Origin of the sequence: Sulfurimonas sp. RIFOXYD2_FULL_34_21 (assembly GCF_001830805.1) — a bacterium.
Taxonomy (GTDB): Bacteria; Campylobacterota; Campylobacteria; order Campylobacterales; family Sulfurimonadaceae; genus Sulfurimonas.
In genome coordinates this window covers 299,071-322,860 of sequence record NZ_MICH01000002.1, presented here as the reverse complement: position 1 = coordinate 322,860, position 23,790 = coordinate 299,071, and the positions used below count along the sequence as shown (strand labels likewise).

The 23,790-nt window shown below is 32.9% G+C and carries 23 protein-coding genes; 3 read left to right on the top strand and 20 right to left on the bottom strand.

The annotated features are described in order from the left end of the window. From A2530_RS02855 to A2530_RS02790, 14 genes are all read right to left on the bottom strand, one after another. Positions 1 to 1,337, bottom strand: a 1,337-nt coding sequence (locus A2530_RS02855; RefSeq protein WP_294891413.1) for a CHASE domain-containing protein, incomplete at its 3' end; no start/stop codon positions are given. Then, on the bottom strand, positions 1,330 to 3,003 hold the full coding sequence (locus tag A2530_RS02850) for an EAL domain-containing protein (RefSeq protein WP_294884134.1): 1,674 nt from the start codon (positions 3,001 to 3,003) through the stop codon (positions 1,330 to 1,332). The genes A2530_RS02855 and A2530_RS02850, both read right to left, overlap by 8 nt. Further along, complete coding sequence (locus A2530_RS02845; protein ID WP_294884136.1) at positions 3,000 to 3,374, bottom strand: response regulator; 375 nt, start codon at positions 3,372 to 3,374, stop codon at positions 3,000 to 3,002. Before A2530_RS02845 ends, A2530_RS02850 begins: the two co-directional genes overlap by 4 nt. Positions 3,375 to 3,403: 29 nt before the next feature. Beyond that, positions 3,404 to 4,426, bottom strand: a complete 1,023-nt coding sequence (locus A2530_RS02840) for a chemotaxis response regulator protein-glutamate methylesterase (RefSeq protein WP_294884137.1) — start codon at positions 4,424 to 4,426, stop codon at positions 3,404 to 3,406. Positions 4,427 to 4,449: 23 nt separating this feature from the next. Next, the gene (locus tag A2530_RS02835; protein WP_294884138.1) at positions 4,450 to 4,914 is read right to left on the bottom strand and encodes a chemotaxis protein CheD; all 465 of its coding nucleotides are present in this window, start codon (positions 4,912 to 4,914) and stop codon (positions 4,450 to 4,452) included. After that, the gene (locus A2530_RS02830) at positions 4,914 to 5,738 is read right to left on the bottom strand and encodes a sensor histidine kinase KdpD (protein WP_294884140.1); all 825 of its coding nucleotides are present in this window, start codon (positions 5,736 to 5,738) and stop codon (positions 4,914 to 4,916) included. The genes A2530_RS02835 and A2530_RS02830 overlap by 1 nt, the downstream gene beginning before the upstream one ends. A 2-nt stretch (positions 5,739 to 5,740) precedes the next feature. After that, on the bottom strand, positions 5,741 to 7,108 hold the full coding sequence (locus A2530_RS02825; RefSeq protein WP_294884142.1) for a PAS domain-containing protein: 1,368 nt from the start codon (positions 7,106 to 7,108) through the stop codon (positions 5,741 to 5,743). 9 nt (positions 7,109 to 7,117) lie between these two features. Continuing rightward, on the bottom strand, positions 7,118 to 7,942 hold the full coding sequence (locus tag A2530_RS02820) for a protein-glutamate O-methyltransferase CheR (RefSeq protein WP_294884144.1): 825 nt from the start codon (positions 7,940 to 7,942) through the stop codon (positions 7,118 to 7,120). After that, on the bottom strand, positions 7,935 to 10,022 hold the full coding sequence (locus A2530_RS02815; protein WP_294884146.1) for a chemotaxis protein CheA: 2,088 nt from the start codon (positions 10,020 to 10,022) through the stop codon (positions 7,935 to 7,937). The genes A2530_RS02820 and A2530_RS02815 overlap by 8 nt, the downstream gene beginning before the upstream one ends. Continuing rightward, the gene (locus A2530_RS02810) at positions 10,015 to 10,278 is read right to left on the bottom strand and encodes a hypothetical protein (protein WP_294884147.1); all 264 of its coding nucleotides are present in this window, start codon (positions 10,276 to 10,278) and stop codon (positions 10,015 to 10,017) included. Before A2530_RS02810 ends, A2530_RS02815 begins: the two co-directional genes overlap by 8 nt. 1 nt (position 10,279) lies before the next feature. Continuing rightward, positions 10,280 to 11,923, bottom strand: a complete 1,644-nt coding sequence (locus A2530_RS02805) for a methyl-accepting chemotaxis protein (protein WP_294884148.1) — start codon at positions 11,921 to 11,923, stop codon at positions 10,280 to 10,282. Between the two features lie 2 nt (positions 11,924 to 11,925). Beyond that, positions 11,926 to 12,423 carry a chemotaxis protein CheW gene (locus tag A2530_RS02800; RefSeq protein WP_294884150.1) on the bottom strand — a complete coding sequence of 166 codons (498 nt, stop codon included), beginning with the start codon at positions 12,421 to 12,423 and terminating at the stop codon, positions 11,926 to 11,928. A gap of 2 nt (positions 12,424 to 12,425) precedes the next feature. Then, positions 12,426 to 12,812, bottom strand: a complete 387-nt coding sequence (locus tag A2530_RS02795; protein WP_294884152.1) for a response regulator — start codon at positions 12,810 to 12,812, stop codon at positions 12,426 to 12,428. Positions 12,813 to 12,833: 21 nt separating this feature from the next. Next, on the bottom strand, positions 12,834 to 14,216 hold the full coding sequence (locus tag A2530_RS02790) for a response regulator (protein ID WP_294884153.1): 1,383 nt from the start codon (positions 14,214 to 14,216) through the stop codon (positions 12,834 to 12,836). Between the two features lie 137 nt (positions 14,217 to 14,353). On the opposite strand from A2530_RS02790, the gene A2530_RS02785 reads away from it, so the two are divergent. From A2530_RS02785 to A2530_RS02775, 3 genes are read left to right on the top strand one after another with little or no spacing between them, the layout of a single operon-like run. After that, positions 14,354 to 15,658 (top strand): hybrid sensor histidine kinase/response regulator, encoded by a 1,305-nt coding sequence (locus A2530_RS02785; RefSeq protein WP_294884155.1) that lies wholly within the window; start codon positions 14,354 to 14,356, stop codon positions 15,656 to 15,658. Continuing rightward, positions 15,655 to 16,308: a response regulator transcription factor gene (locus A2530_RS02780; RefSeq protein WP_294884157.1), complete on the top strand. Its 654-nt coding sequence runs from the start codon at positions 15,655 to 15,657 to the stop codon at positions 16,306 to 16,308. The genes A2530_RS02785 and A2530_RS02780 overlap by 4 nt, the downstream gene beginning before the upstream one ends. A gap of 22 nt (positions 16,309 to 16,330) precedes the next feature. Continuing rightward, positions 16,331 to 16,720: a hypothetical protein gene (locus tag A2530_RS02775; RefSeq protein WP_294884159.1), complete on the top strand. Its 390-nt coding sequence runs from the start codon at positions 16,331 to 16,333 to the stop codon at positions 16,718 to 16,720. On the opposite strand, the gene A2530_RS02770 is transcribed toward A2530_RS02775, so the two are convergent. The 6 genes from A2530_RS02770 to A2530_RS02745 all read right to left on the bottom strand — a co-directional run bounded on the left by A2530_RS02770 (position 16,709) and on the right by A2530_RS02745 (position 23,785). Further along, positions 16,709 to 17,956 carry a hypothetical protein gene (locus A2530_RS02770; protein WP_294884161.1) on the bottom strand — a complete coding sequence of 416 codons (1,248 nt, stop codon included), beginning with the start codon at positions 17,954 to 17,956 and terminating at the stop codon, positions 16,709 to 16,711. The two genes, A2530_RS02775 and A2530_RS02770, sit on opposite strands and share 12 nt — an antisense overlap. Before the next feature lie 43 nt (positions 17,957 to 17,999). Next, on the bottom strand, positions 18,000 to 18,629 hold the full coding sequence (locus A2530_RS02765; RefSeq protein WP_294884162.1) for an HAD family hydrolase: 630 nt from the start codon (positions 18,627 to 18,629) through the stop codon (positions 18,000 to 18,002). Between the two features lie 7 nt (positions 18,630 to 18,636). Beyond that, the gene (gene hemH, locus A2530_RS02760) at positions 18,637 to 19,590 is read right to left on the bottom strand and encodes a ferrochelatase (RefSeq protein ID WP_294884163.1); all 954 of its coding nucleotides are present in this window, start codon (positions 19,588 to 19,590) and stop codon (positions 18,637 to 18,639) included. Between the two features lie 3 nt (positions 19,591 to 19,593). Further along, positions 19,594 to 20,292, bottom strand: coding sequence for a DUF2461 domain-containing protein (locus A2530_RS02755; RefSeq protein ID WP_294884165.1), 699 nt, complete (start codon positions 20,290 to 20,292; stop codon positions 19,594 to 19,596). A gap of 12 nt (positions 20,293 to 20,304) precedes the next feature. Further along, positions 20,305 to 23,430, bottom strand: coding sequence for a cytochrome c biogenesis protein CcsA (gene ccsA / locus A2530_RS02750; protein WP_294884166.1), 3,126 nt, complete (start codon positions 23,428 to 23,430; stop codon positions 20,305 to 20,307). A gap of 67 nt (positions 23,431 to 23,497) precedes the next feature. Continuing rightward, on the bottom strand, positions 23,498 to 23,785 hold the full coding sequence (locus A2530_RS02745) for a hypothetical protein (RefSeq protein WP_294884168.1): 288 nt from the start codon (positions 23,783 to 23,785) through the stop codon (positions 23,498 to 23,500). Between the last annotated feature and the right edge of the window lie 5 nt (positions 23,786 to 23,790).

The following is a 23,790-nucleotide window of genomic DNA, read 5'->3' as shown; positions in this document are numbered from 1 at the left end:
TCTTCATCTACCAACATCTCATCAAAATCTTCTATTACTTGGTCCGTAAAATTTATAATTGCATTAAGAGGTGTTCTTAACTCATGTGAAATTCCGCTTATAAAATTTGACCTTGCCTGAGCAGCTTGCATAGCCTCCTCTTTTGCTTTTGTAAGTTTGAGGTTTAATACTTCTAGGTTTGATACATACTCTTCAAGTGCATAATTTGATTTTTGCAGCTCCCGTGTCTTATCCTCAACCCTTTTTTCTAATGTAGTATTTAAGTTTTTAAGTATATTTTTACTTATAATCAGTTTTTCGTTCATTTTATTTGCTAAGTTTTCTGCATACTCTTTACCGGTTATAAGTTGCTGGATAATGTAAAATAAAAAAACACTAAATATTATTCCAAAAATCAATACAAGCTCTGCCTTGCTGATATCTAAATTTTTTTCAAATTCAGGTGTTGATTTTATTAAAACACCCCATTCTCGTCCTGCGACATCAAGTTCAATTTGAGTATAAAAAAGTGATGCTTTATTGCTGGCATAACTGTCATACATCAAATATTTTTCTTTTATTATATTTTCGTCATAAATTTCAATATCAAATTCACTATCTTCGTAACCCTTTAAACTATGCATCAAATCACTCATCCTAAACGGAGCATATACCCATCCTAAAATATTTTTTCTTCTTTGCTCTAGGGTTATATTTTTTGTTTTATTTTTAAAGACGGGCAGATACATTAAAAAACCTGCTTGAACATCCTTTTTATACTCCTGCAACAAGGTTACTTTACCTGAAATTACCGCCATAGACATATCTCTTGATGCAGCCATAGCCTTTTGTCTGGTAGGATTTGAGTACATGTCATAACCAAATGCTCTTTTATTTCTATCATCAAAAGGCTCAAGGTATAAAATAGTCGTATAAAAATCACGCTTATATTTAGGAGTAATATCAAAAGAGCTAAAGCCTTCAGAACGAACTTTTCCTATAAAGTCATCCTTAGTATCTGCCGGTACGATTTTTGAAAAACCGACACCTTGAATACCGGGAAACATTATATTTAAGTCTAAGGCGTTTACATAAATTTTAAATTCATCTCTATCAATAAAATTAGAAGATGCAAATAACCCTTTTGCGCCATGAAGTACATGTTCATAAGCCAACATTCTATGCTTTATCAGTGTCTTAAACTCTTGCGACTTAAGTAAAAACTCCGTTTGAAGTTTTGAATTTGCGTTGTTTTTAATATCTATATAAAACTGATAGCTGGTAAAGATAAAGATAACCAACACCATAAAAGGTACTGCTCTAATAATCTTGCTATCTCTTTTTATTAACTTAGTCATTAATTATCTCTTCTTTTGGCTCACTAATATAATATCCCTGAGAATAATCAATTCCAAGTTCTTTTACTACATGATATATCGATTCAGAGTGTACAAACTCCGCAACCGTTAAAATATTTAACTTATTTGCAAAATCGACTATCGTTTGTACAATCATTTGAGCATTTTTATCTTTATCCAAATCACGTATAAGCGAACCGTCTATTTTTATTATATCTACTTTTAATCGCAATAAATGTATAAAGTTAGAATATCCGCTGCCAAAATCATCAATAGCAATTTGACACCCATACTCTTTTACTCTTTTTATGAAAGCGTAAACAGCATCATAATTTTCAATCCCTTCTGATTCTAAAAGCTCAAATATCACCCTGTTGCATCCGCTGAATTTTTCAAGCTGGTCATAAATATTTCTTGCCATCACCTCATCTACCATATCTTTTGCAGATAAATTAATTGAAAATTCATAATTGGTGTTTTCAAATTTTTTAAATGCTTTTTCAATAACACTTTTTGTGATAGCAGCATAATTTCTAGACTTTTTAGAAATTTCTAAAAATTTAAAAGGAGAGTGTATAGTACCGTCTTTATCTATCATGCGAACTAAGCACTCATATTTTTCGATTTTATCTGTTTTATTATTAACAATCGGCTGAAAAAATGCAACTATATTGTCATTGGCGATAGCTTGTGTTATCTTGTTTACCCAAAAAATATTTTGCTCATAAGAGCGAAACTCTTCATTTTCTTCATTAAAAACAAGAGTTGTCTTACCTGTTGTTTTTGCCCTCTTAAGAGCTTTTTCCGCACTAAGGAGAAGCTCCTTTTCAAACATAGAAGCACCTACGGTAATTTTAATATGAATTTCATGTCCATTGCAATCAAAATACAATAACTCCATTATTTCAATTAATTTTTTTATTAAATTATTGAGCATCTCTATATCGTTATTATCTTTAATTAAGATGGCAAAGATATCACCTGAAATTCTATAATAGTTAAAATTATTTCCATGAAATATCTGCTTAATTTTAGACGCAAAAGATTTAAGACATTTATCTCCTGTTTCATGACCGTAAAAATAGACTATATCCTTAAATCCATCAATATCAAGCAGTAAAAGCGCTGATTTTGTTATACCGTTTGTATCTTTTATAAGCTGACCTCTATTTGAAAATCCGGTCAACGCATCAGTATAATAGTAATAAATAAGCTCTTCGCTTTGCCTATGCAAAACTTTATCTATTCTCTCTTTTTGTTTAATTATTTGAGTAGGTGTTTTTACATATACATGTTTCATCCCCATTATGGTTTCTATATGCTCAACAAAACGAACTCTGTCAAAAGGTTTAGACCACAATCCCTCTGCTCCATACTCCAGCGCAGTAATTTTTTCATCCATCGAACCTAAAGCGGTAACGATTAATACAGGTATATGCCGTGTTTCATCTTTTGCCTTAAGCTGTTGCAGAGCTTCATATCCGCCCATACCTGGCATCATTAAATCCATAAGAATTAAATCAGGCATCTCCTCATTTGCCAAAAATATACCCTCTTTGGCATCTTGGGCTTCAAAAAAAGTGTACTCATGTTTTCTTAGTGCTGCTCTTATTGCTAAACGACTATCATAATTATCATCAATTATTAAAAGTGTAGGTTGTTTCATGGAATATTCATACTCCTTTGTATAGTTTCAAGCAACTCTTTTCTTGAAAATGGTTTCTCCAAGATATTATCAAACCCTTTTTCCAAGTACATTTTTTTCATCTCTGCAAAAACAGAAGCCGTAACGGCAATAATAGGTTTATCGGCAAATCTCTCTTGAGAACGAATCCATTTAGTAAGCTCAATACCGTTAACATTTGGCATTTCTATATCTATTAAAAAAAGATCGATGCTATCTATATTTTCCAACATGTCAATAGCAACTCTTCCATCCTCTGCCCAAATTAATTCTACTGATGTATTTAATTTTCTCAAATTAGATTTTATAACCAAATGGTTGTCTTCGTTGTCTTCTGCTAAAAAAATTTTCATTATATATGTCCTTTATTATATTTGTTTAATTAGATAAAAGAAAGTATGCTATTTGCTACTTTATTTAACGCAACTTGTTTATCTACGGCTCCAACATCAAAAGCGATTTTCGGCATTCCGTAAACTACACAACTTGCCTCATCCTGCCCGATTGTTTTTGCTCCGGCATTTTTCATAGCCAACAGCCCTCTTGCGCCATCAGCACCCATTCCTGTTAAAATAACGCCGATTGCATTTGCACCTGCAATCCTTGCGACTGAATTAAATAAAACATCAACTGACGGTTTATGTCCTGAAATTTTTTCACCGCTTCCTATTTCAACATAATATCTAGCCCCTGAACGCCTTACAACCATGTGATAATCCCCTGGAGCCACCAAAACTACGCCGGGAGTTATAGAATCCCCGTTTTTTGCTTCTCTGACTTCCATAGCGCAAAGCGAATTTAGTCTTTGTGCAAACGGCGCCGTAAAATTTGCAGGCATATGCTGAACGATAACCGTTCCCGGCGAATTTCTAGGCAAACCCATCAACACCTCTTTTAGAGCCTCAGTACCGCCTGTTGAGGCACCTATTGCCAATATTTTATTGGTAGTCTCCGCCAATGATGTCATATTTGGAGATTTTTGATTACTTAACTCTCTTTTAAAAACTTTAGCTTTTGATGCCGTTTTTATTTTAGATATAAGCTCATCTTTCATTTCATCTTTAGCGTCGTAAATATGCGAATGCTGTTTTGGAACAAAATCTACTGCACCTGCTTCAAGTGCTTCTAATGTTGTCTTAGCTCCGCTTTGCGTCAAAGAAGATACCATCACAACTGGCATAGGCATATAATGCATTAGCTTTTTTAAAAAAGTGATTCCGTCCATTCTGGGCATCTCAACATCCAAACAAATAACATCTGGTTTTAGTTCCACTATTTTATCTCGTGCGACATACGCATCTGAAGCCGTTGCCACAACTTCAATAGATGGATCTGATTCTAAAATTTCACGCAACACCGCACGTGCCGTTGCACTGTCATCTACTATTAAAACTTTTATAGCCATCTATTTTCTATTCCTTTCAAAGATTATTTATCGGAAGTGTATTTAAGCAACACTTTTTTTCTCTCTAAATTAAACTGTATTTTTCTACCGTTTATTCCGCCTACATCTTCGGCTACTACTGCAATTTTATATGTTTTTAATATCTCTTTTGCGACTAAAATATTTTTTTTCCCTATCATCATATTTTCATTTGCCGATATGTTCATTGATGCACCGCCGAATATTTTTGCTTCCATAGTATTTATGCTTGAACCGTGTTCTAACATAGTTTCTATCAATTTAGGGATTGATATATTTCCAAATCTCAGAGACTGCAAACCGTTACCGTTCCAAAAAGGAAGCAGATAATGGTTCATACCCCCTATGCCTAATTTTGTATCATATAAACACACTGCAACACATGAACCTAAAACCGTAGATATCGCGGCAGGTGCAACATCAACATGAAGTTGACCGACATGTATAAAAGTTGAACTACCTATTATCATTACAGTTCTATCGCATTTTCAAAGGAGTCAAATAAAAATTCATTTGATCCATAAGCCTGAGAGTCAATTGTACAATTATCAAGCAATAAAGTAATGCTGAATATTACATGTCCATCTTCTGCTGTATAATCTATACTGCCGCCAAAGCGCTCACATAGTTCACGTACTATACTAAGCCCTATACCTAAACCGTGCTCATGATCTGTCGTATTTGTAAAACGTGTAAAAACTTCAGGTTTATATCTTGTTTGAGGACCCTCGCCTTGATTTTTCACCGTTATCTTAAATATAGAATCTTTTTCGCTCAAACCGATATCAATTACACCTTTTTCTATCCCGTAAATACATGCATTAGAGATAAGATTTTTCATTATAATATATATCTTTTGCGAATCAGAGATAATTTTTTCTTTTATCGTATTTGTTATTTTTATTTCAAGGTTTTTCTCTTCAATAGTATATTTTAAACTTTTTATAACTTCATCAAGAATCTCTTGTGGGTCTAACATCGAATATGAAATATTTATATTTCCGCTTTCAATTTCTGCTGCCATAACTAAATTTTTAATCTTAAATTCTAAATCTAAAACTTCTTTATTTATTATAGAAAATATTTTTTCATTTTTATCTTCTGCTTGAATTTTCAAATGAGGTATCATTCCAAGAAGTACTGTCATAGGATCATTTAATTCATTTGTTACAAGTGATAAAAATCTTGATTTTGTGTTTTCACTTTCAATAAGCCGTTTGTTAAGTTCCAATATTTTTTTACTTAAAAATGCAATTTCATTATCAAGCGCTTTTTTTTCTGATATGTTTTCCATGATTATATTTCCATCTTTTTCATTTTAATTATTTGACTTTTAAAGCTATTTAACAATACCTCTATTTTTTTTGAATCATTCATCAAATTTTTATTATCTACATTAAAATTTTCAGCCATATCTTTCATTAAAGAGATTTCGTCTGAAGTTTTTGAAATTAAAGCTTTAAGTTGTGAAAATATTTCACAAAACCCCAATCTGTCATCATTTAATCTAGAAGACTCAATTATTCCATATACCTGCACATATCCTAAATACATCAACTGCTTTTCAAGTTCTTCCAAATTCAGTATGTTTATTCTAATTAATTTATCAAAAATATTAGGTAGTTTTATCAATTTTTCATTGTATTGCATTACAAGCTCATTCAAAATATTAATATTTTCATTTAATTTTTCACTACTCTCATCAAGAAGCTCTTTTATAAAATATGTAACCATCTCCATTTGCAAACTCAGATATGAAACTAAAAATATCATCTCATTTATCGACTCCGTAAAACTTTGAGTAGTTTTATGCACATTTCTTATTAAAATATCATTTTGTTTTGCATTAGTTCTAATATCACTCGCTAATACACCGAATGTTTCTCCGTCACTCTCAAGTTTATAGGAAGATACGGATGCATTAAGAGATAAAAATACGATATCTCTTGCTAATGTTCTTAAAAGATAACCTTTATCTTCAAAAATAGATTTTATCCTCTTAAGAGATTCAATCTTCGTAAACCATTTTTCATATTCATTTAATAATACTTTGCTTATATCGTACAGCGATTTAACATCTAATTTAAAATCTGATTTTAAATAGCTATAATCATGTTCTTGCGAACGGTTTAATGTTAATAATCTTTTTCTCTCTAAAAGTTCAGCCAATAAAACTTCATTCATAAAATGGTCATAATCATCAAAGCCGTAAGCGTTTAAAAGCTCTATAAACAGCTTTTGGCTCTCATCCATATCTGACTTCGCCTCTGCCATAAGTAACCTAAAGTAAATCTCTCTTACCACAGTAAAAATTGCCGTATTTGGCTTTATGCGAATAGATATATATCTATCTTCCATTGGAAAAACTACTGCTAAAACCCAGTAAAATCCGCCATCTTTAGTTTTGTTCTTTACATACGCTACAACAGGTTTATTTAGTTTTAAATATTCCCAAAATTTTTTGAAAATTACACGCGGCATATCTTGATGACGAATAATATTATGAAATTTTCCTATTATTTCATCCTTCTCGTAGCCGCTTATACGAATAAAAGTTTCGTTACCAAAAAGTATAGTACTATCATGCTGTGTAATGGAAAAAAACAGCTCATGCAAATCAAACTTTGATTCTTTCATTAAAATAGCAGTATTTATTTTTTCCATTTTTTCATCCTATAATCTTTGATAAATTGAGGAGCCAAGCAACTTCAATGAATCTCTATGAGTCGTTAACGACTCAGAACTTCCTAAAAACAGAGGAGCCCCTTTTGGCAATAATTTTGTATATTTTCCTATTAATTCATGTCTATTGCTATCATCAAAATATATCATTACATTCCTGCAAAAAATCATATCAAACTGATTTTTAAAAAAGAACGGATCAGTAATTAAATTGTATAACCGAAATAGCACTTTGTTTTTAAGAAAAGGTTTTATTTGATATTTAACTTCATTATCTACTTTTATCTTCTCAAAAGATTTCAGCACCATATCTTTTGGCAACTGCTCAACTTGTTTAGACTCGTATGTTCCCGCAATTGCACGTGAGAGAACTTTTGATGAAATATCTGTTGCTAGAATTTTTATATCCCAACTCTCAAAATCATGAAGATGATTTTGCAAAAACATTAAAATAGTGTATGGTTCCTCACCGCTTGAACATCCTGCCGACCATATTCTGATTTTTTTCTCTTTTTTTGCAGTTGCTAGCTGCGGCAAATATCCTTGCAACCAAGTCCATTGAGATGTCTCACGAAAAAACGATGTAACATTTGTAGATATAGCACTCACAAAAAAAGTAAGTTCATCACCCGTTTCATCATCTATGAGGTAATGATAATACTCTTTAAATGAAGTTAATCCTAATTGATTTACCCGTTTATTTAAACGACCTTTAACCAATGTAGTTTTTTGATCGGAAAGTGAAATTCCGACTTTTTCATAGATATATTTTCGAAAAAGCGCAAACTCTTCAGGTTTAAGTTGTAGTTCAAGCATGAGAGACTTCAATTAAAGGTCGTAATTCATCTACATTAAGGATAAGCGCTATATCTCCGTTACCGAGTATTGCCCCGCCTGATATCTCTTTTAATTTTGCCAGAGATTTTCCGAGTGTTTTTATAACAACCTGTTGTCGGCCTACCAACTCATCAACCATTATAGCTATACGTCCTGCTTCCGTTTCTACGCAAACCAAGATACCTTCCCATGGAGGAATTCTATTAGTCTCTAAATCAAATACATCGCTCAATCTAATAATAGGAATATGCTGAGAGCGTAAACTCACAAATTCGCCCTTGCCTTTTATAGCATGAACAATCTCCTCTTCAGGACGAAACGATTCAACAACACTAAGAGTTGGAATAATATAAGTCTCACCCGAAGCATTTACCAGCATTCCATCTATGATAGCCAATGTAAGAGGTAAAATCATAGAAAATGTCGTTCCCTGCCCCTCTTTAGAATCTATCTCAATTTTTCCGCGAAGCTTTTCTATTGACGTTTTTACTACATCAAGTCCCACACCGCGTCCTGATAAGTCACTTACGGTTTCTGCGGTTGAAAATCCAGGTTGCATTATAAGAGAAAATATTTGAGAATCACTCAGATTTTCATCGCCGCTTACTATGCCTCTTTGTATTGCTTTGCTTAAAACTTTCTCTTTATTTATTCCTCTTCCGTCGTCACTAACGCTTATTACAATATTGCCGCTTTTATGGAATGCCCTTAAAGTAATTGTTCCGCCTGAACTTTTACCTGCTTGTGTTCTCTCATTAGCATCTGCTTCAAGACCGTGATCAATTGCATTGCGGATAATATGAATAAGCGGATCCGATAAACTGTCAATCATAGTTTTGTCTATCTCGGTATCTTCCCCTTGAACGACAAGATGTACCTCTTTTTTTGTTTTTTTAGACGTATCTCTAACGACTCTCTTCATCTTTTCAAATGTATCTTTAATCGCAATCATTCTCAGACTCATAACACGGTCTTGAATTTTTTTCGTGATTTTTGAGAGCGTCTCGATAGTACGGTTTATAGACTCATCCTCAATTGAACGGATTTTATCGTTTTGTGCAATAAAGTTTTGTGCTATAACCAACTCGCCGACAGAATCAAATAGCTCATCGAGTTTAAATGTATCTATACGAATCGTTGATTTTGAAGTAACAACATTAGTTGCTATGTTATCTACTACATTTTCAACTGCTTTATTATTTGCAATATCAGAAGTTTGTATTATTTCTGTAATCTTTGGTGCAATTGCCGTAATTTTATATTCATGATTAAATAAAAATTCAAATATTTCATCTACTTCATCATTCGACAAATGTGTTAAAACAACTATAAAAACCTTATTTATAGCATTTTCATCACTCTTAAAGTTATCGATAGCTGCGACATTTTGCATATCAAAAAAGCTCTCTAAAAGCGTTGCTTCCTGAGCTAGATTTTTTAAAAACAGTATATGGTCAAATCCGCGTTTATAACAATCGGAATCTAGCGTCAAATCTATTTGATATAAGTTTAAACCTTCCTTTTGTAATGATTGATGATGTTTGATACTTTTTTCCACATCATTTTTAATCCCTTCATTGGAATCAAAAGCAAATTCAGATGCCAAATCATTTAACTCTTTGGAAGTATTGCTGTTTGTTTGCGGATTTGCAGATGGGTTTTCTTTACCTTTTTTTATTGCAAGTAAATTTTTAATCCCATTCAAACAATCGAGATAGCTATTTGGCAGTTGTTCAATCGCATCAAGTTCACATGTCATTACTTCTTTAATGACATCGACACTACCGACAAAAAGCTCCAAATTATGCTCTTCTATATTTTCTTTGCTGCTTCTGTAATGATCAAGTACATCTTCAAAATGGTGAACAAACTCGCCCAAACGAGTAAATCCAAATGCATTGGCATTGCCTTTTAAAGTATGAACTCCGCGAAAGATTTCATTTAAAAGATTAAAATCACTGCAATTTTCCTCAAAGCGAATAATATCTATATCTAATTTTTCAATTATTTCTCCGGCTTCTTCTATGAAAATAGCTTTTACTTGTTCTTGTTTAGTCATGACAAATCCAATGAATTGTTCCATATTCTGGTGAAATTGCAACTCTCTTTTCTAAAAAAGGAATTTGCAATTCTGGTTTAGTTTTCTTCAAACTAGACAAAATAGACAAAAAAGCACTGCTCTTAAATGAGCCCTCTTCTTTAACTTCAATAATATCAATATAATCAACTCTTGTACGAATAAAATCTTCAAATTCTATAATCTCTTCCATAGACATATTTATATCTATGGTAAGTACATCGCCGTCGAATTCCATTTTAAAATTCTTTTAAATCGTCTTCATGAAGAGGGAAAATTTCTTCAGCTTTATTGAAAGAAGAACTGCTTTTAGAAGTTTTAATTTTTCTCTTTTGCTCTAATGGGTGCTTAATCTCTATATGGTGAAGTTGTTTCTTTTTTGCTGCTAGAGTAGGAGCATCTGATTCCATACCTACCATTTTTGCTAAAATTCTTACGGTTTCCATCATAGACGTTGCCTGTGCATTTAACTCTTCAGCAGCTGCGGCAGCCTCCTCAGAATTTGCGGCAACTTGTTGAGTCACTTGGTCAACTTGTCCCATAGCCTGATTTATTTGCGTCATGCCTTCACTTTGTTCTTTTCCTGCGATAGATATCTCTCCAATTAAATCCGATACTTTTTTAGATTGCTCTACTATCTCTTGAAAAGATGTATGTGTAGCAAGTGCTATCTCATTTCCTTCTTTAATCTGCCCTACTACTTCTTCTATAATGTTAGAAGTCTCTTTCGCTGCAGATGCGGCTCTTTGAGCCAGATTTCTAACTTCATCGGCAACAACTGCAAATCCAAGTCCATGCTCACCGGCACGTGCTGCTTCAACTGCTGCATTTAATGCAAGAAGATTGGTTTGAAATGCTATCTGGTCTATTGTTTTAATAATTCCTGAAATTTTTGCAGCCGATTCGGTAATAGAGTGCATAGATTTAGATAGTTGCTCTCCTTTTTGATATCCGGCACGTGCTGAATCGTTTGCATTTTTAGCTAAAATATCGGCTTGACGCGCATTGTCGGTATTTTGAGTATTTATTGCCGTACTCTCTTCTAACGTAGCACTTACCTCTTCAACACTTGAAGCCTGTTCGCTTGCACCTTGAGCTAAAGATGATGAAGATGAAGCAACCTGATCACTAGCTGACGTAATTTGCATTGCACCGTCACGTATAGATGTTACGCTTTGCGTAATTGAACGTGTAATTGAACGAATAAATGCAAAAGAAAGTATTATTGCTATTATTACCGATGCAGTTGAAATTAAAAGTGTCGAGTTATATGCAGAAGATGATGTATCTTTTGCACTTTTAACCGTCTCATCGGCAACATCTTCATTTATTTTTGTAATTACTTCAATATTGTTAAGCATTTTGTTTCGTATATCAACAAAATCTTCAAGTATATTCGTCATTACAATATACATATTGGCATCATCAAGAGTCAGCTTACCATGTGCTGCTGGAGTTAAAACATTTTGTTCAAAATTCTTACTTGCTTCCTTCCAAGAAGCCATATTCTTTTCGAATTCTTTCCATTCTAAGGCTTCTTGCGTTGTTTGCGGTAGCGGAGCATAAAGGTCATATCCAATTTGGTAATACTTCCATCCGGTATCTGTATTTTCTAATGCGTTTGCCCATTTTTTTACACGCTCAGGATCTTGTATTAATCCTCGTGCACGATTTTGCTCGATAATTACTTTATTTATACCTGTACGCATTTTCAAAAGTCCAACAAGTGAAGGAACACGCACGCTGCCTATTTCTTTAACATCAGTTTGCCAGCTTTTTACAGAATTCACTGCAATTACGCTAACCGTTACTAATCCAATCAAGATAATTGTCGTCAACATAACTAACTTTGTTTGTAATACAATATTTTCTAACCATTTCATATTTATTGTCCTTGTGTTGTGTGTTTTTGTTGTATCTCTTCTAAACTTACCAGTTCATCAGCCTTAAATAGCTTTAAAACATCTAATATCATTACGACACCGTCTTCTACTTGCGCTACATTGCATATAAAATCAGTATCTACTTGACTTCCGAATTTAGGCGGTTCACTTAAATTTGAAGAGTCAATAGATGAAACTTCTTCAACTCTATCTACTATAAAACCGATATTTGTTTTTTCTACCTCTACGATAATTATTGCAGTATGCATATCAGGTTCTCTATGCTCCATATTAAAACGCAATCTCGTATCGACTACCGGTATAATTGATCCGCGTAAATTTATCACTCCACGCATAAACACAGGTGTATTTGGAACATTAGTGACTTTCATAATCGCTATAATCTCTTTAATTTTATCTATGGCAATTCCATACTGCTCTTCTCCTAGATAAAAAGTAAGGTACCGTTCTCTTTTTGTGTTAACAATATTTTGACTCATTCCTACACTCCTAATATCATTTTAAGCGATTTAACAAGTTTTTCATCACTAAAGGGTTTAACCATCCAACCCGTAACACCAATCTCTTTGCCCGCCATTTTCAAATCATTTGAACTCTCCGTCGTTAAAATAATAATGGGCTTATTTTTGTATCTATCATCACCTTTTATTGAGCGAGCCAAATCCAAACCGTTTAACTGCGGCATATTTACATCGCTTATAAGCAAGTCAAAATTTTCAGCTCCGCTTTGCAGTGCTCCTAAAAGCTCCATGGGGTTTAAATATGATTTAAACTCGATAACACCTGAGTTTATCAGCTCTTCTAACGCTAACTCTGCCGTTGCAACCACTGCTCTTGAATCATCAACTATAATAACTTTTTTTGCCATTTTCTATCTCCTTGTTTTTGTTTAAAAAAATTCCATGTCATTATCACCGTCACTGCCCAGGCCTTTATCCGTCATAATTCCCTCTATCTGCATACAAGAGCTGAAAAAAGAACTATCAAGATAATGGATATCAACAGTATTTTGCAAAACAAATATATGCTCTCTCCACGATGCAAGGTCTTTTCCCAAATGCTCAAGTAACATAATCATTTTTTTTACTTTTGAGCTGTCTTCACTTATAACTTTTGCATTTTCTTTTATAAATAATCCAAGTGAGGTAAGAGCATAAGCAAGAGCAGTAAATTCAAAAAGATTATTGATTGTTCCTACATAAACATTTAAAACGTTATTGGTAAATGCTATAAAGTTTTCTTCTATGGGACTTTTTTCTATTTCATTGAGCTTTGTTATCCACTCTTCATCTATACTTGATAAATCTAAAATCTCATCAAGAATATCTCCGCCAATTTCATTAATGTAATTTTTTGCACTTGTTTTATGAACAAAACTTTGATGTAAAAGTTTTCTTTCATCTAATGAAATTGCCCTTGTTTCTTTTAATTTTTCATCATCAATTTTATTTTTCTCAATTTGCTTAATTTTTGTATCTGCCAAAATATTATCTTTAACAGTTGTTTCTAACGGCTTGCTGAGTCTTGCACAAACAATATTTTCTTTAATGATAAACTCCGATCCAAATTCATTTAACATGTTTAATACATTTTGTTCCAAATGAACTACCGTATCAAATTTAATAGTTATATAGAACTCTTCATAACTCTCTTCGACGATAATAGTCATAGCTTCGCCGTTTTTATTTCCTTGTTTCATTATCTTGTAAAAAACTTCTATAACTTTGTCAAACTTATTAGATACAGTTTTACCGTTATAACGGTCAAACAGCCACATTCCAAATTCCATCATTGCTTCGGTATCTACAATATCAAAAATTGTTTTGTAAGAAGGAATGTCTGAGTTAAATGGATTTAAAGTTATTTTTTTTGAACGATCTTTAAAATTGCCGTGTTTTAAACGAAACGATGATTCGACACTTTGAAGCTTGAAGCGGATTAACTCTCTATCGATAGGTTTATGGATATAGATATCTATACCTATTGCGCTCATTTTTTCTTCCATACGAGAATCAAGAACACCTGTTACCGCAATTATTACAGTTTGCGGATATATCTCTTTTATAATTTTTGATGCCTCTAAACCATCAACTTTTGGCATCATAATATCCATTAAAATAATATGCGGTTCCCATGATTGTGCAATTTCAACGGCTTCAAGACCATTAACGGCTTCTTTAATCTCAAAACCCTCTATACTTCTACATGTAGCTTTTAAAACTAAACGATTATCTTCATCATCATCAACGATTAGAAGTCTTATTTTATTCATTTGATTCTCTTTATAAAAATTGATTTAGCGTATTAAATCAAACAAAAATGCATAAAGAATGCAAATTTTTATAAATCTTTGATTATTTTTTATAAAGTTTCACTAAAATAACTTCATTATTTAAAAGTAAGGTATATATGAGTAGCAATCTTAACAATGACGCAGATTTTGAATCTATCTTATTGACACAAAAAAACTTACATAGCATTCGCAATAGACTTAACACTATTTTGGGATATTCTCAAATACTTCAAGATGAAGATATTATGCCAAATGAACAAAATAAAATGGCAATATCTATTGAAAAAGCAGCTCTAAATATAAGGTCACTTTTATCAGTTAGAAAAGAACAAACAGATGATATTGAAACTTTTACCGATAAAACTCTATACAATGAAGAACAAATAGATAAGATAACACAAACCAATGCCCATAAAATACTTCTTGTTGATGACAGACTTGAGAATCTTTCTCTTTTTAAAAGTATTCTTAGTGCATATAATTATGATATAAAAGTAGCATCCAGTGGAGCAGAAGCGCTAAACATTATACAGAATTTTCATCCAGAGCTTATTTTGCTTGATATTGTCATGCCTCTAATGGATGGATATGAAGTTCTCAAGGAGTTGAAACAAAACAGATTGACATGTGATATCCCTGTTATATTTTTAACTGCAAAAGACAAAACAAATGATATTGTAAAAGGTTTTGAAGAGGGAGCTGTTGATTATATAGCAAAACCGTTTCATCCACGAGAGTTAATTGCCAGAGTGCATACTCATCTGCAAAAAGCAAAATTACTCGCAAATTTAAAAAGATTAATGGAACACTCATTTCATGAACTTTATACGCCTTTGAGCATTATCAGTTCCGCTATGCAGATGCAAGAGTTGGAATATAAACAAACAAACTATACTCAAATGGCACTAGCCGCTTGCAAAACTTTGCAAAATATATATGACGATTTATATTATTCAATCAATTATGCAAGCAGACAAAAAGAGGTCGCACTGCTTGATTTTTCTGCTCTTTTATTCCAAAGAATTAACTATTTTAATCTTGTAGCTACCAGCCGCTTATTAAAATTTAAAACAAATTTGCCAAAGCAGATGTTATTTTATTTTGACCAAAAAGATATGGAGAGAGTTATCGATAATGTCATATCAAATGCACTCAAATATACAAAAGAGGATTCAGATATAACGATTTCATTAACACAAAATATGGATACATGGACATTCTCAATTTGTAATCCGGTGCAAAAAGATGTTGATGTAAAAAAAATATTTCAAAAATATTATCGTAATAACGAAGAAGTATTTGGTCTTGGACTCGGACTTGAACTTGTAGAATCTATTTGCAAAGAGAACAATATAAATATTAATGCTATCTGCAATAATGGGCAATTTTGTATAAATATGGAATTAATGCAAACAATATGAAAATACTTTTAATGGAAGATGAACTTCATCTAAGACAAAATATTAAAAAATACTTAACGCTAAAAGGTCATTATGTAGATGATTTTGAAAACGGAGAACAGTTGCTTGCACAAGCAAATCCAAACGATTATGACTGTCTGATACTTGATGTAAATACTCCTGAAATTGACGGATTTGAAGTACTTGAATACATACGTAACAATAACATTACAACTCCTGCTCTATTTATAAGCGCATTAACGGATGTACAAAAAGTTCTTAAAGCTTTTGAACTAGGTGCAGATGAGTATTTGAAAAAGCCTTTTGACTTAGCGGAGCTAGAAGCAAGAATGCTAAGAATCAATCCAAAGCACTCAAACAACAGCCCGATAATAATTGATGATATCTATAAATATGATTTAAAAAATCGCATATTGTTGAAAAACAACATACAATGCAAGTTAAGCTCCATACAAAAAAAGATTTTATATATCCTTATAAAAAATAAAAATCAATTAGTTACATTTAATATGTTAATTGATTATGTATGGGACGATAAAGAGATTTCACACAATACGATTATTTCAACAATGAGAAATTTAAAAAAAGATTTGCCTGATTCTTTTATTCAAAATGTTAAAGGAGAGGGGTATATTATCAATAATATTTAAATAATTATAGTAAAATCTCAACATGATAAATGACTTAATTTTAAACTATATACTTCTTTTTGTTTTTCTTGAATTGTACGAAATATCGTGGCAAAAAGCTCCTAGCATTATGGGTATGATAATACGCATGAATAAATACTATGCTAAGAACATATTTCTTTTTTTAATTATGCAGCCCACTTTTTATTTTGCAATTGGCTTTGTCATGCTGAGTGATTACAATATCTATGCGATTATTATACTTATTTTAAAAACGGCAGATATTGCAACAAAGATACTTCTTATAGAGCAAATTTTTACAAAAAGAGAACTCTCACATGAACTTAGTTTAATTTTATTAGCACCTATTAACAGCTTTTTGCCCTACATGGGTCTCTTTATTTACCCTTTTCTTATAGCCTTAGCTATCTAAGTCGGAGTATCTGTTTTTTAGCTGAGCCTGTTTAGAGAGAAACTTCACACTTTGCGATATATCTTCACTTGTCGTACTATAACGACTATGCAGTTTTTCCAAAGAGTTTTCTATTTTATTTGTTAAATCAGCACTTAAAGACTCAATTTGTTCTCTTATGTTATTTTTTTCTTGCTCTTTTGTATCTTTAAAATCTTTTATTATATTACTTAGCTGAGATTGTGATTTTACATATTCAGATTTGATAACTTCTATATCTTTTACCAAATCTCTCATAGTAGTATATATATCATGTAATGAGCTATTTTGCGTTTGAAGTTCACTCATCTTTTTAGATGATAAAATCATCTGTTTCATTATAAGCTCACTCTGCTCTTTTATGACGCCGAGCTTATTTTCGCCCTCATAAAGAGAAGTATTTACACTCTCGGTATGAGATTTTAGAGATAGCATCTCTTTTTCAAACGGTCTCGTAACTTCAGATAGCTTGTCCGTGGTATGTCTTACTATTGTATTTGCGATAGTCTGAGAGATACTACTCATAATCTCTAAACTGTTCTTAAGTTCCGCAATCTCATCTGCAACATCGCCTCTGCTATCAACCGCTCTCTCAAGTATTGTTTTGACTTTATTGAAGTGGTCTTGTTCTGCAATACGAAAGATATCTATATGTTTGTGAACAATATTATCAAGAGATGGCAGTTGAACCTCTGTAAAATTTTCAAATGATTTTATAACTTCTTCATGCCACACATCCAGTTGTTCAAACTTATCCAAAAATTTAGCCTGATTTGTTTGAATAGCCTCTAATGCTTTAATATCATGTTTAAATTTTTCTCTGATTTCAGACTGAGTCTGTTTATCTTCATTTTGATTTAGTATCATCTTTTTTTCAAGTTCTAAACTATATTCTTTTAGCTCTTTTATCTGCTCAACAAGTGCTTTTGTAAACTGATGCTTTTCTCTTGCAAGCTGTGATTTTTGAGTTTGATGGAGTATATTCATAATGATATATAAAAGCAGTGAGACTAAGATAGGGATAAAGCTCTCTTTTAAAGTAAGAAACATATCTGTCACTTCAGGATGAATTATAAAGTGAACAACAGCCCCTATAGCTCCTATGCCCAACATAAGTGGTGCATAGTTTATCTTATTTGGCTGTTTTAGTATAAAGATTTGTCTTAAAAATAGCAGCGCCATAAAGGCGAATGAAAGTAACAAATCTATGTCAAACACTATATATCCTTGAAATTAGATTAAAACATTCTATCATAAAAATTTATAAAACTATATCTAATACCTCTGTAGGTTTTTTAACGATTGTATTTGAAATGCCATCAGGACTAAATCCCCACGTTACAAATATAGACTCTATACCTGCTCCCTTTGCGCTTAGTATATCTTTTGAGTTGTCTCCGACCATCCATGCTTTATGTTTAGCAGCGTCAAATCTATAATGCTCTAAAATACTGTTTAACATCTCAGGACTCGGCTTAGAGTTATTTACCTTATCTGCGCCGATAATAACATCAAAAAGATTTTTAACTTGTAAATGTTCCAACATTCTTAGTGCAAATTGCGTAGGTGCATTTGTTGCAACTGATATCTTTACATGTGAAGCAACAAGTCTCTCAAGCATCTCTTTTACACCATCATAGAGATATACATTTTTTACACACTGAAGCTTATAATGCTTTTCAAATAAATTTTTATCTCTACGAAGATAAATTTGTGTTTCATAAAAGAGTTTAGATAAGTTTCTAACTTCCATGTTTATAGCATCAACTATAAACTTCTCGCTAAGTGGAGGAAGGTCGTAATTAATCTCTCTTACATGATTTATAGATATAGTAATATCTTTTTTGGAATCAAGCAAAGTGCCGTCCATATCAAAGATAACGATTTTCATCTCTTGTTTATCTCATTTTCTCATATATCTCTAATATTGCTTCAACAAATAGTTCACTGTCGTTTGGACATCTACATACCCTATAATGCTCAAATCCCAACTCTTTTGCTACTTCACGGTATTCAATCTCAAGTTCAAAATCTGTCTCGGAGTTATCTATAGTAAAAGAGATTGGAGAAATAATTATTTTTTTGCTTTTTATAGTTTTTAGTTTCTCTTCAAGTGAAGGTTTTAGCCACTCCATAGGTCCTACTTTTGACTGGTATGCCAAATGAACTTCATGAAATTTCAACCCTTCGTTTTCAAGCATCTTTTTTAACAACTCTACATGTTTTTGTACATGTCGCTCATAAACATCACCTGCATCTACAATTTTTTTAGGAAGTCCATGCGCTGAAAATATAAGTTCAAACTCTTCACATTCGCTAGGATCTATTATCTCTTTAACTCTCGCTACAACAGCACTGTTGTAGGTGTAATTTTGAAAAAAATGCTTTATCTCTACCAAGATAGCATCTGTACCTCTTAAATGGTACTGCTCTTCAAAATCCTCTAAAGAAGATTTCGTTGTTGTCGTAGAAAATTGCGGATAAAGAGGAATCAAATAGATTTTTTCAATATTTTCTTTGTTAAGTCTCTCTATAACTTCACTGGAAAAAGGGGGAGTGTATCGCATAGCAAAATCAACTATAACACCCTCATCTTGAACTTTTGCCTGAAGTTTCTTTACAAGATGCCGTGTATGTTCTACTAACGGGGATTTTCCGCCGATTTGTCTGTATATGTCTTGCGCTTTTTCAGTCCTGCTAAATGTTATCATAGTAGCTATAAACTTTCTTAAAAGCGAACTATTAACAGTTATTATATTCTTATCGTTGAACATATTTTTTAAAAAAACTTCAACCTCTTCAAGGTTATTAGGACCACCCATATTTAGTAAAACAATCGCTTCTTTTCTCATAATCTAATCCTCTTTAACATGTAAACTTATCTCATATACAACTCGTTGTAATGGTAACATATCTTCATATATTTTGTAGAGCGTCTCTATAAGTTTATCTTTGTCTTCAATAAGAGATGGCTCTAAAATCTTATAAAGTGCCATACCTTTATATAGAGCCAAATCTACACTTGGCATATCTGCATTAAAGCCTCGCGGATACTTTTTATACCCTTTTTCAATTGTACTATACCCTTTTACATGTAAAGATTTTAGAAGATTATCAAGCTCTATTCGTCTTTTGTCATTTTTTATATACTCTCTATACGCATCTAACATCGGTTTTTCAAACCATCTGACACCAACTGCTACAAAAAGTTCATCCGGAGAGAAGTGCATGTAAAATGAGGAGCTTTGCATTCTGCTCCCGCTACCTTGCCAAAAGATAAAACCTATGCGATGTTTTATAGGGGCTTTATTTGCGCCCATTCTACGGGTATCTCTGTATATTCTAAATAGAGATTTATTAATCTTTGGTTCAAAAATCACGTTAGGTTCAAGAGCCATTAGATGCTCTCCCATTTCTGTCGCAAAAGCGCGAGACGGATTTAAAATATACTCCTCATATTCGCCCTTGTGCGCTTCAAACCACTCTTTGTTGTTATTTTGGCGAATGGCTTCTAAAAAAGGTAATGTTTTTTTACTAAAGCCTTTAAATTCCATATCTAAGCCTTATTAAGCCAATTTTCTGTTTCTTGAGGCAATTGCTATAACTACAAATAAAATAGTATATGTAATCGGCACGAAATCAGGAATAGGAACAGGGTCTCCTTTTGCGTATGAGTGCATTCCCGCCAAATAGTAATTAACCCCGAAATATGTCATTATTACGGATGTATATGAAAGAAGAGAAATAACACTATAGTTAAATTCGCTGTAAATTGACTTGATAAATCTAAGATGCACTACAACAGCATAAACTAAAATAGTTACAAGCGCCCATGTCTCTTTCGGGTCCCATCCCCAGTATCTTCCCCATGACTCATTTGCCCAAACTCCGCCTAAAAAGTTTCCTAAAGTTAAAAATGCCAAACCAATCATCAAACTCATCTCATTTATTGCATTTAGCTCTTTAATAGAGAGTGAAATATGCGCTTGATTTTTCTCATTTTTAAGTATAAAAAGAAGTATGGTAATAAAACCTAAAAGTGCGCCCAAACCTAAAAAGCCGTAACTAGCAGTAATTACCGCTACATGTATGCTAAGCCAATAAGAGTTAAGAACGGGAACAAGATTTGTAACTTGAGGATTCATCCAGTTTAAGTGTGCAACAAACAAAATTAGTCCCGTCAAAACAGCAGTTGAAGCCATCGTCATAGATGAGCGTTTTGAGAAGATAAAACCTGCCAAAACAGTTGCCCAGCTGATATATATCATAGACTCGTATCCGTCAGACCACGGAGCATGACCTGCTATATACCATCTAATAGCTATACCGAAAGTATGAGTTAAAAACAGCAGAGTTAAGAGTCCGAGAGATATCTTTGAAAACATTGCTATATTAAATTCAGGTTTTAATATTTTCACAAAACTAAAAATAAGGAGTATAAATCCGAGTAAAAGATATAGAGGATAGATTCTCTCAAATATATTTGCATAGTTGTAGAATGTTTCTGCTTTTATTCTGGTTTCAGAAGGCAAAACAGAGTGTCCGTAAAATGCCTGATACTCATATATCTTCTCTATTTCAGAGTTTGCTTTACTCCAATTGCCGCTACTTACCGCAGCATCTACGGCAGCAAAATACTCAAAAACCACAGTTCTTACTTTTTGCGAATTTTGAGGGTCGAACGTTTGAAGAGCCTCTATAGTCGGATACCATTTGTTGTTAACATCATTTGGCTTCGGCCAAATTTTTATAAGGGCTCCCGAATACACGGAGTATGAGATATTTACTCTCTCATCAATTTCCAAAACGGCTTTATCAAACAAATCTCTATGTTTTGGCTCTTTTCTTATTGCATTATCTACTGCTTCTGCTAGTTTATAACCGTCTAAATGCTCCGGATTTGTAAAAAATTGCGAAAATGATGCATATTTAGAGTCAGACTCTACACCTATCATCTTGTTTATCTCTTCATTTTTTGTTCTGATGATTTTTAATTCCCTATAAGCATCAGGCTTAACCATCATTCCTAAAATAACTTGATTCGGAGTCAACTTCTCCTCGCCTATTTTAATAAACGAGCCTCTGTGAATTTTTGCCAATATCTCTGTTGAGAGAGTATCAAGCGGCTTCATTCTGCCTCCGCTATCTTGAATGATAAGCTCGCCGAACTTCTTAGCATGCTCTTTGTCAAAAGATAAAACGGTTTTTATCGTCGGATTTATATTATCCGCGTAAGATGGAGTTATAGAAAAAAGCAGACCCAGAGATAGTAAAATTCCTACGGCTTTTTGCTCACTAGCTTTTTTAGCTCTGCTTGAGAGTTGTGCGAATCTGTTCTTTTTTGAAAAAAGAGACCAAAACATTCCTAATCCTAAAAGAAAATAGCCTATATATGACGGTAGTGTTCCAGGGTCGTTATTTACGGACAATATTGTTCCTTGCTCATCTTGGTCGTATGAAGATTGGAAAAATCTATATCCGCGATGCTCTAATATATTATTCATAAAAATTCTATATGGCATATGTATGTTTTTCTCCTCGTCAATCAACTCTACTTCACTTGCATAAGAAGCAGGAGACATAGAACCCGGATATCTATCAAGCTGAAAATCGATTAACTTTACACCAAAAGGAATCTCTATCTTTTTTGAACCGTAAGATACATGTACGTCAACTCCGTTAATAACATTGTGACTCTCTTTTGCCGCTCTTCCTGCTTGAGCAAATATCATAACATTTTCTGAAACATCGCCTACTTTTATGTTAAATGTCAAAGCATCCGTTTGAGGTCTCATAGGCGAAGCATTTGGGTCTGATATAATTTTTGTAGTTGCATGTTGATAAAAACCGCGAACAATAAAACTAGTACCTTCAACTCCAAAAAGAGTTCTACCTTCTAGTTTGTTTTTATCGCTAGGAGCAACTTCACCCTCTGTTCTATCATCCATTTTTAAAAATTTAAGCGGCATTTCATGCTTCATATAAAGCTTGCCATCCTCTGAAAATATTGACACCACCGGTTTTAAAAACATTTTGTCTGAACCAAAATTTAAAGCTATTACATCATTTTCATAATACTCGCCTTTTTTGAGCTTTATGGGCATACTTGATTCATTTTGTGCAATCATCATCTCTATTGCTTCAAAACCGCCTTCTTTACCTTCAACAAGGCTCTCTATAGCATCAGGAATATAATCTATGAGTTCTACATGTACATCTTTACCCTCAATGTTTAAAGATGATGAGAGACTATTTTTATTTTTTTTAGACAGATAAAGAGTTTGAGATGTCTCTTTTGTTTTATCCCCGACATTTGCACTCACGCTAAAATATGTATCAGAGCTAAGCATTGTAGTAGCCACGTCTCCTTCGCGAATATGCATAGTGCCTTCAAAACCGACAAATCTTGTTATTGCAGCACCTAAAACTATAATAATAAAAGAGAGATGAAAGATAAAAATAGGAGCTTTGTTGATGCTAAACATTTTATATTTAAAGATGTTCATAATCAGATTTATACTCAGGAGTGCAATTAAGAGTTCAAACCAAAAAGCGTTGTATATATCGGCTTTTGCCGTTATTGTTCCGTAGTCATTTTCTACGAATGTTGCATAACCTATGGCAAAAGCAAAAATAAGCATTAAAACAGCCATTGTCTTCATAGAGCTAAAAATTGATACTATCTGTTTCATAATATATATCCCTTGATTGAAAAGGGTATTCTATTTAAAATTAGATAACGAAGTGCTAAATTATTGGCTATTCGTCTAATTTAAAGGTTATTCTAAAATCCCCGTTTTCAAGCTCTTTTGCCTCATGAGCTATAGTCAAAGGTATTCTGCCGTACAGAGGAAACGGCTCATGAAAAAAAATACCTACAAGTCTGTCGTTTTTGCTCCTTAGCAGACTAAGACCGCACATTGTATTTACCATCGGCTCAGGCGGTTGACACTTTGTCGCATCATACTCGTAGTATGTTAAACCGTCCTCTTCATATTTGTAAAAATCCAAAGTCGCACGCGGGACTTCTATCAACTCTTTTTTCATTCTTA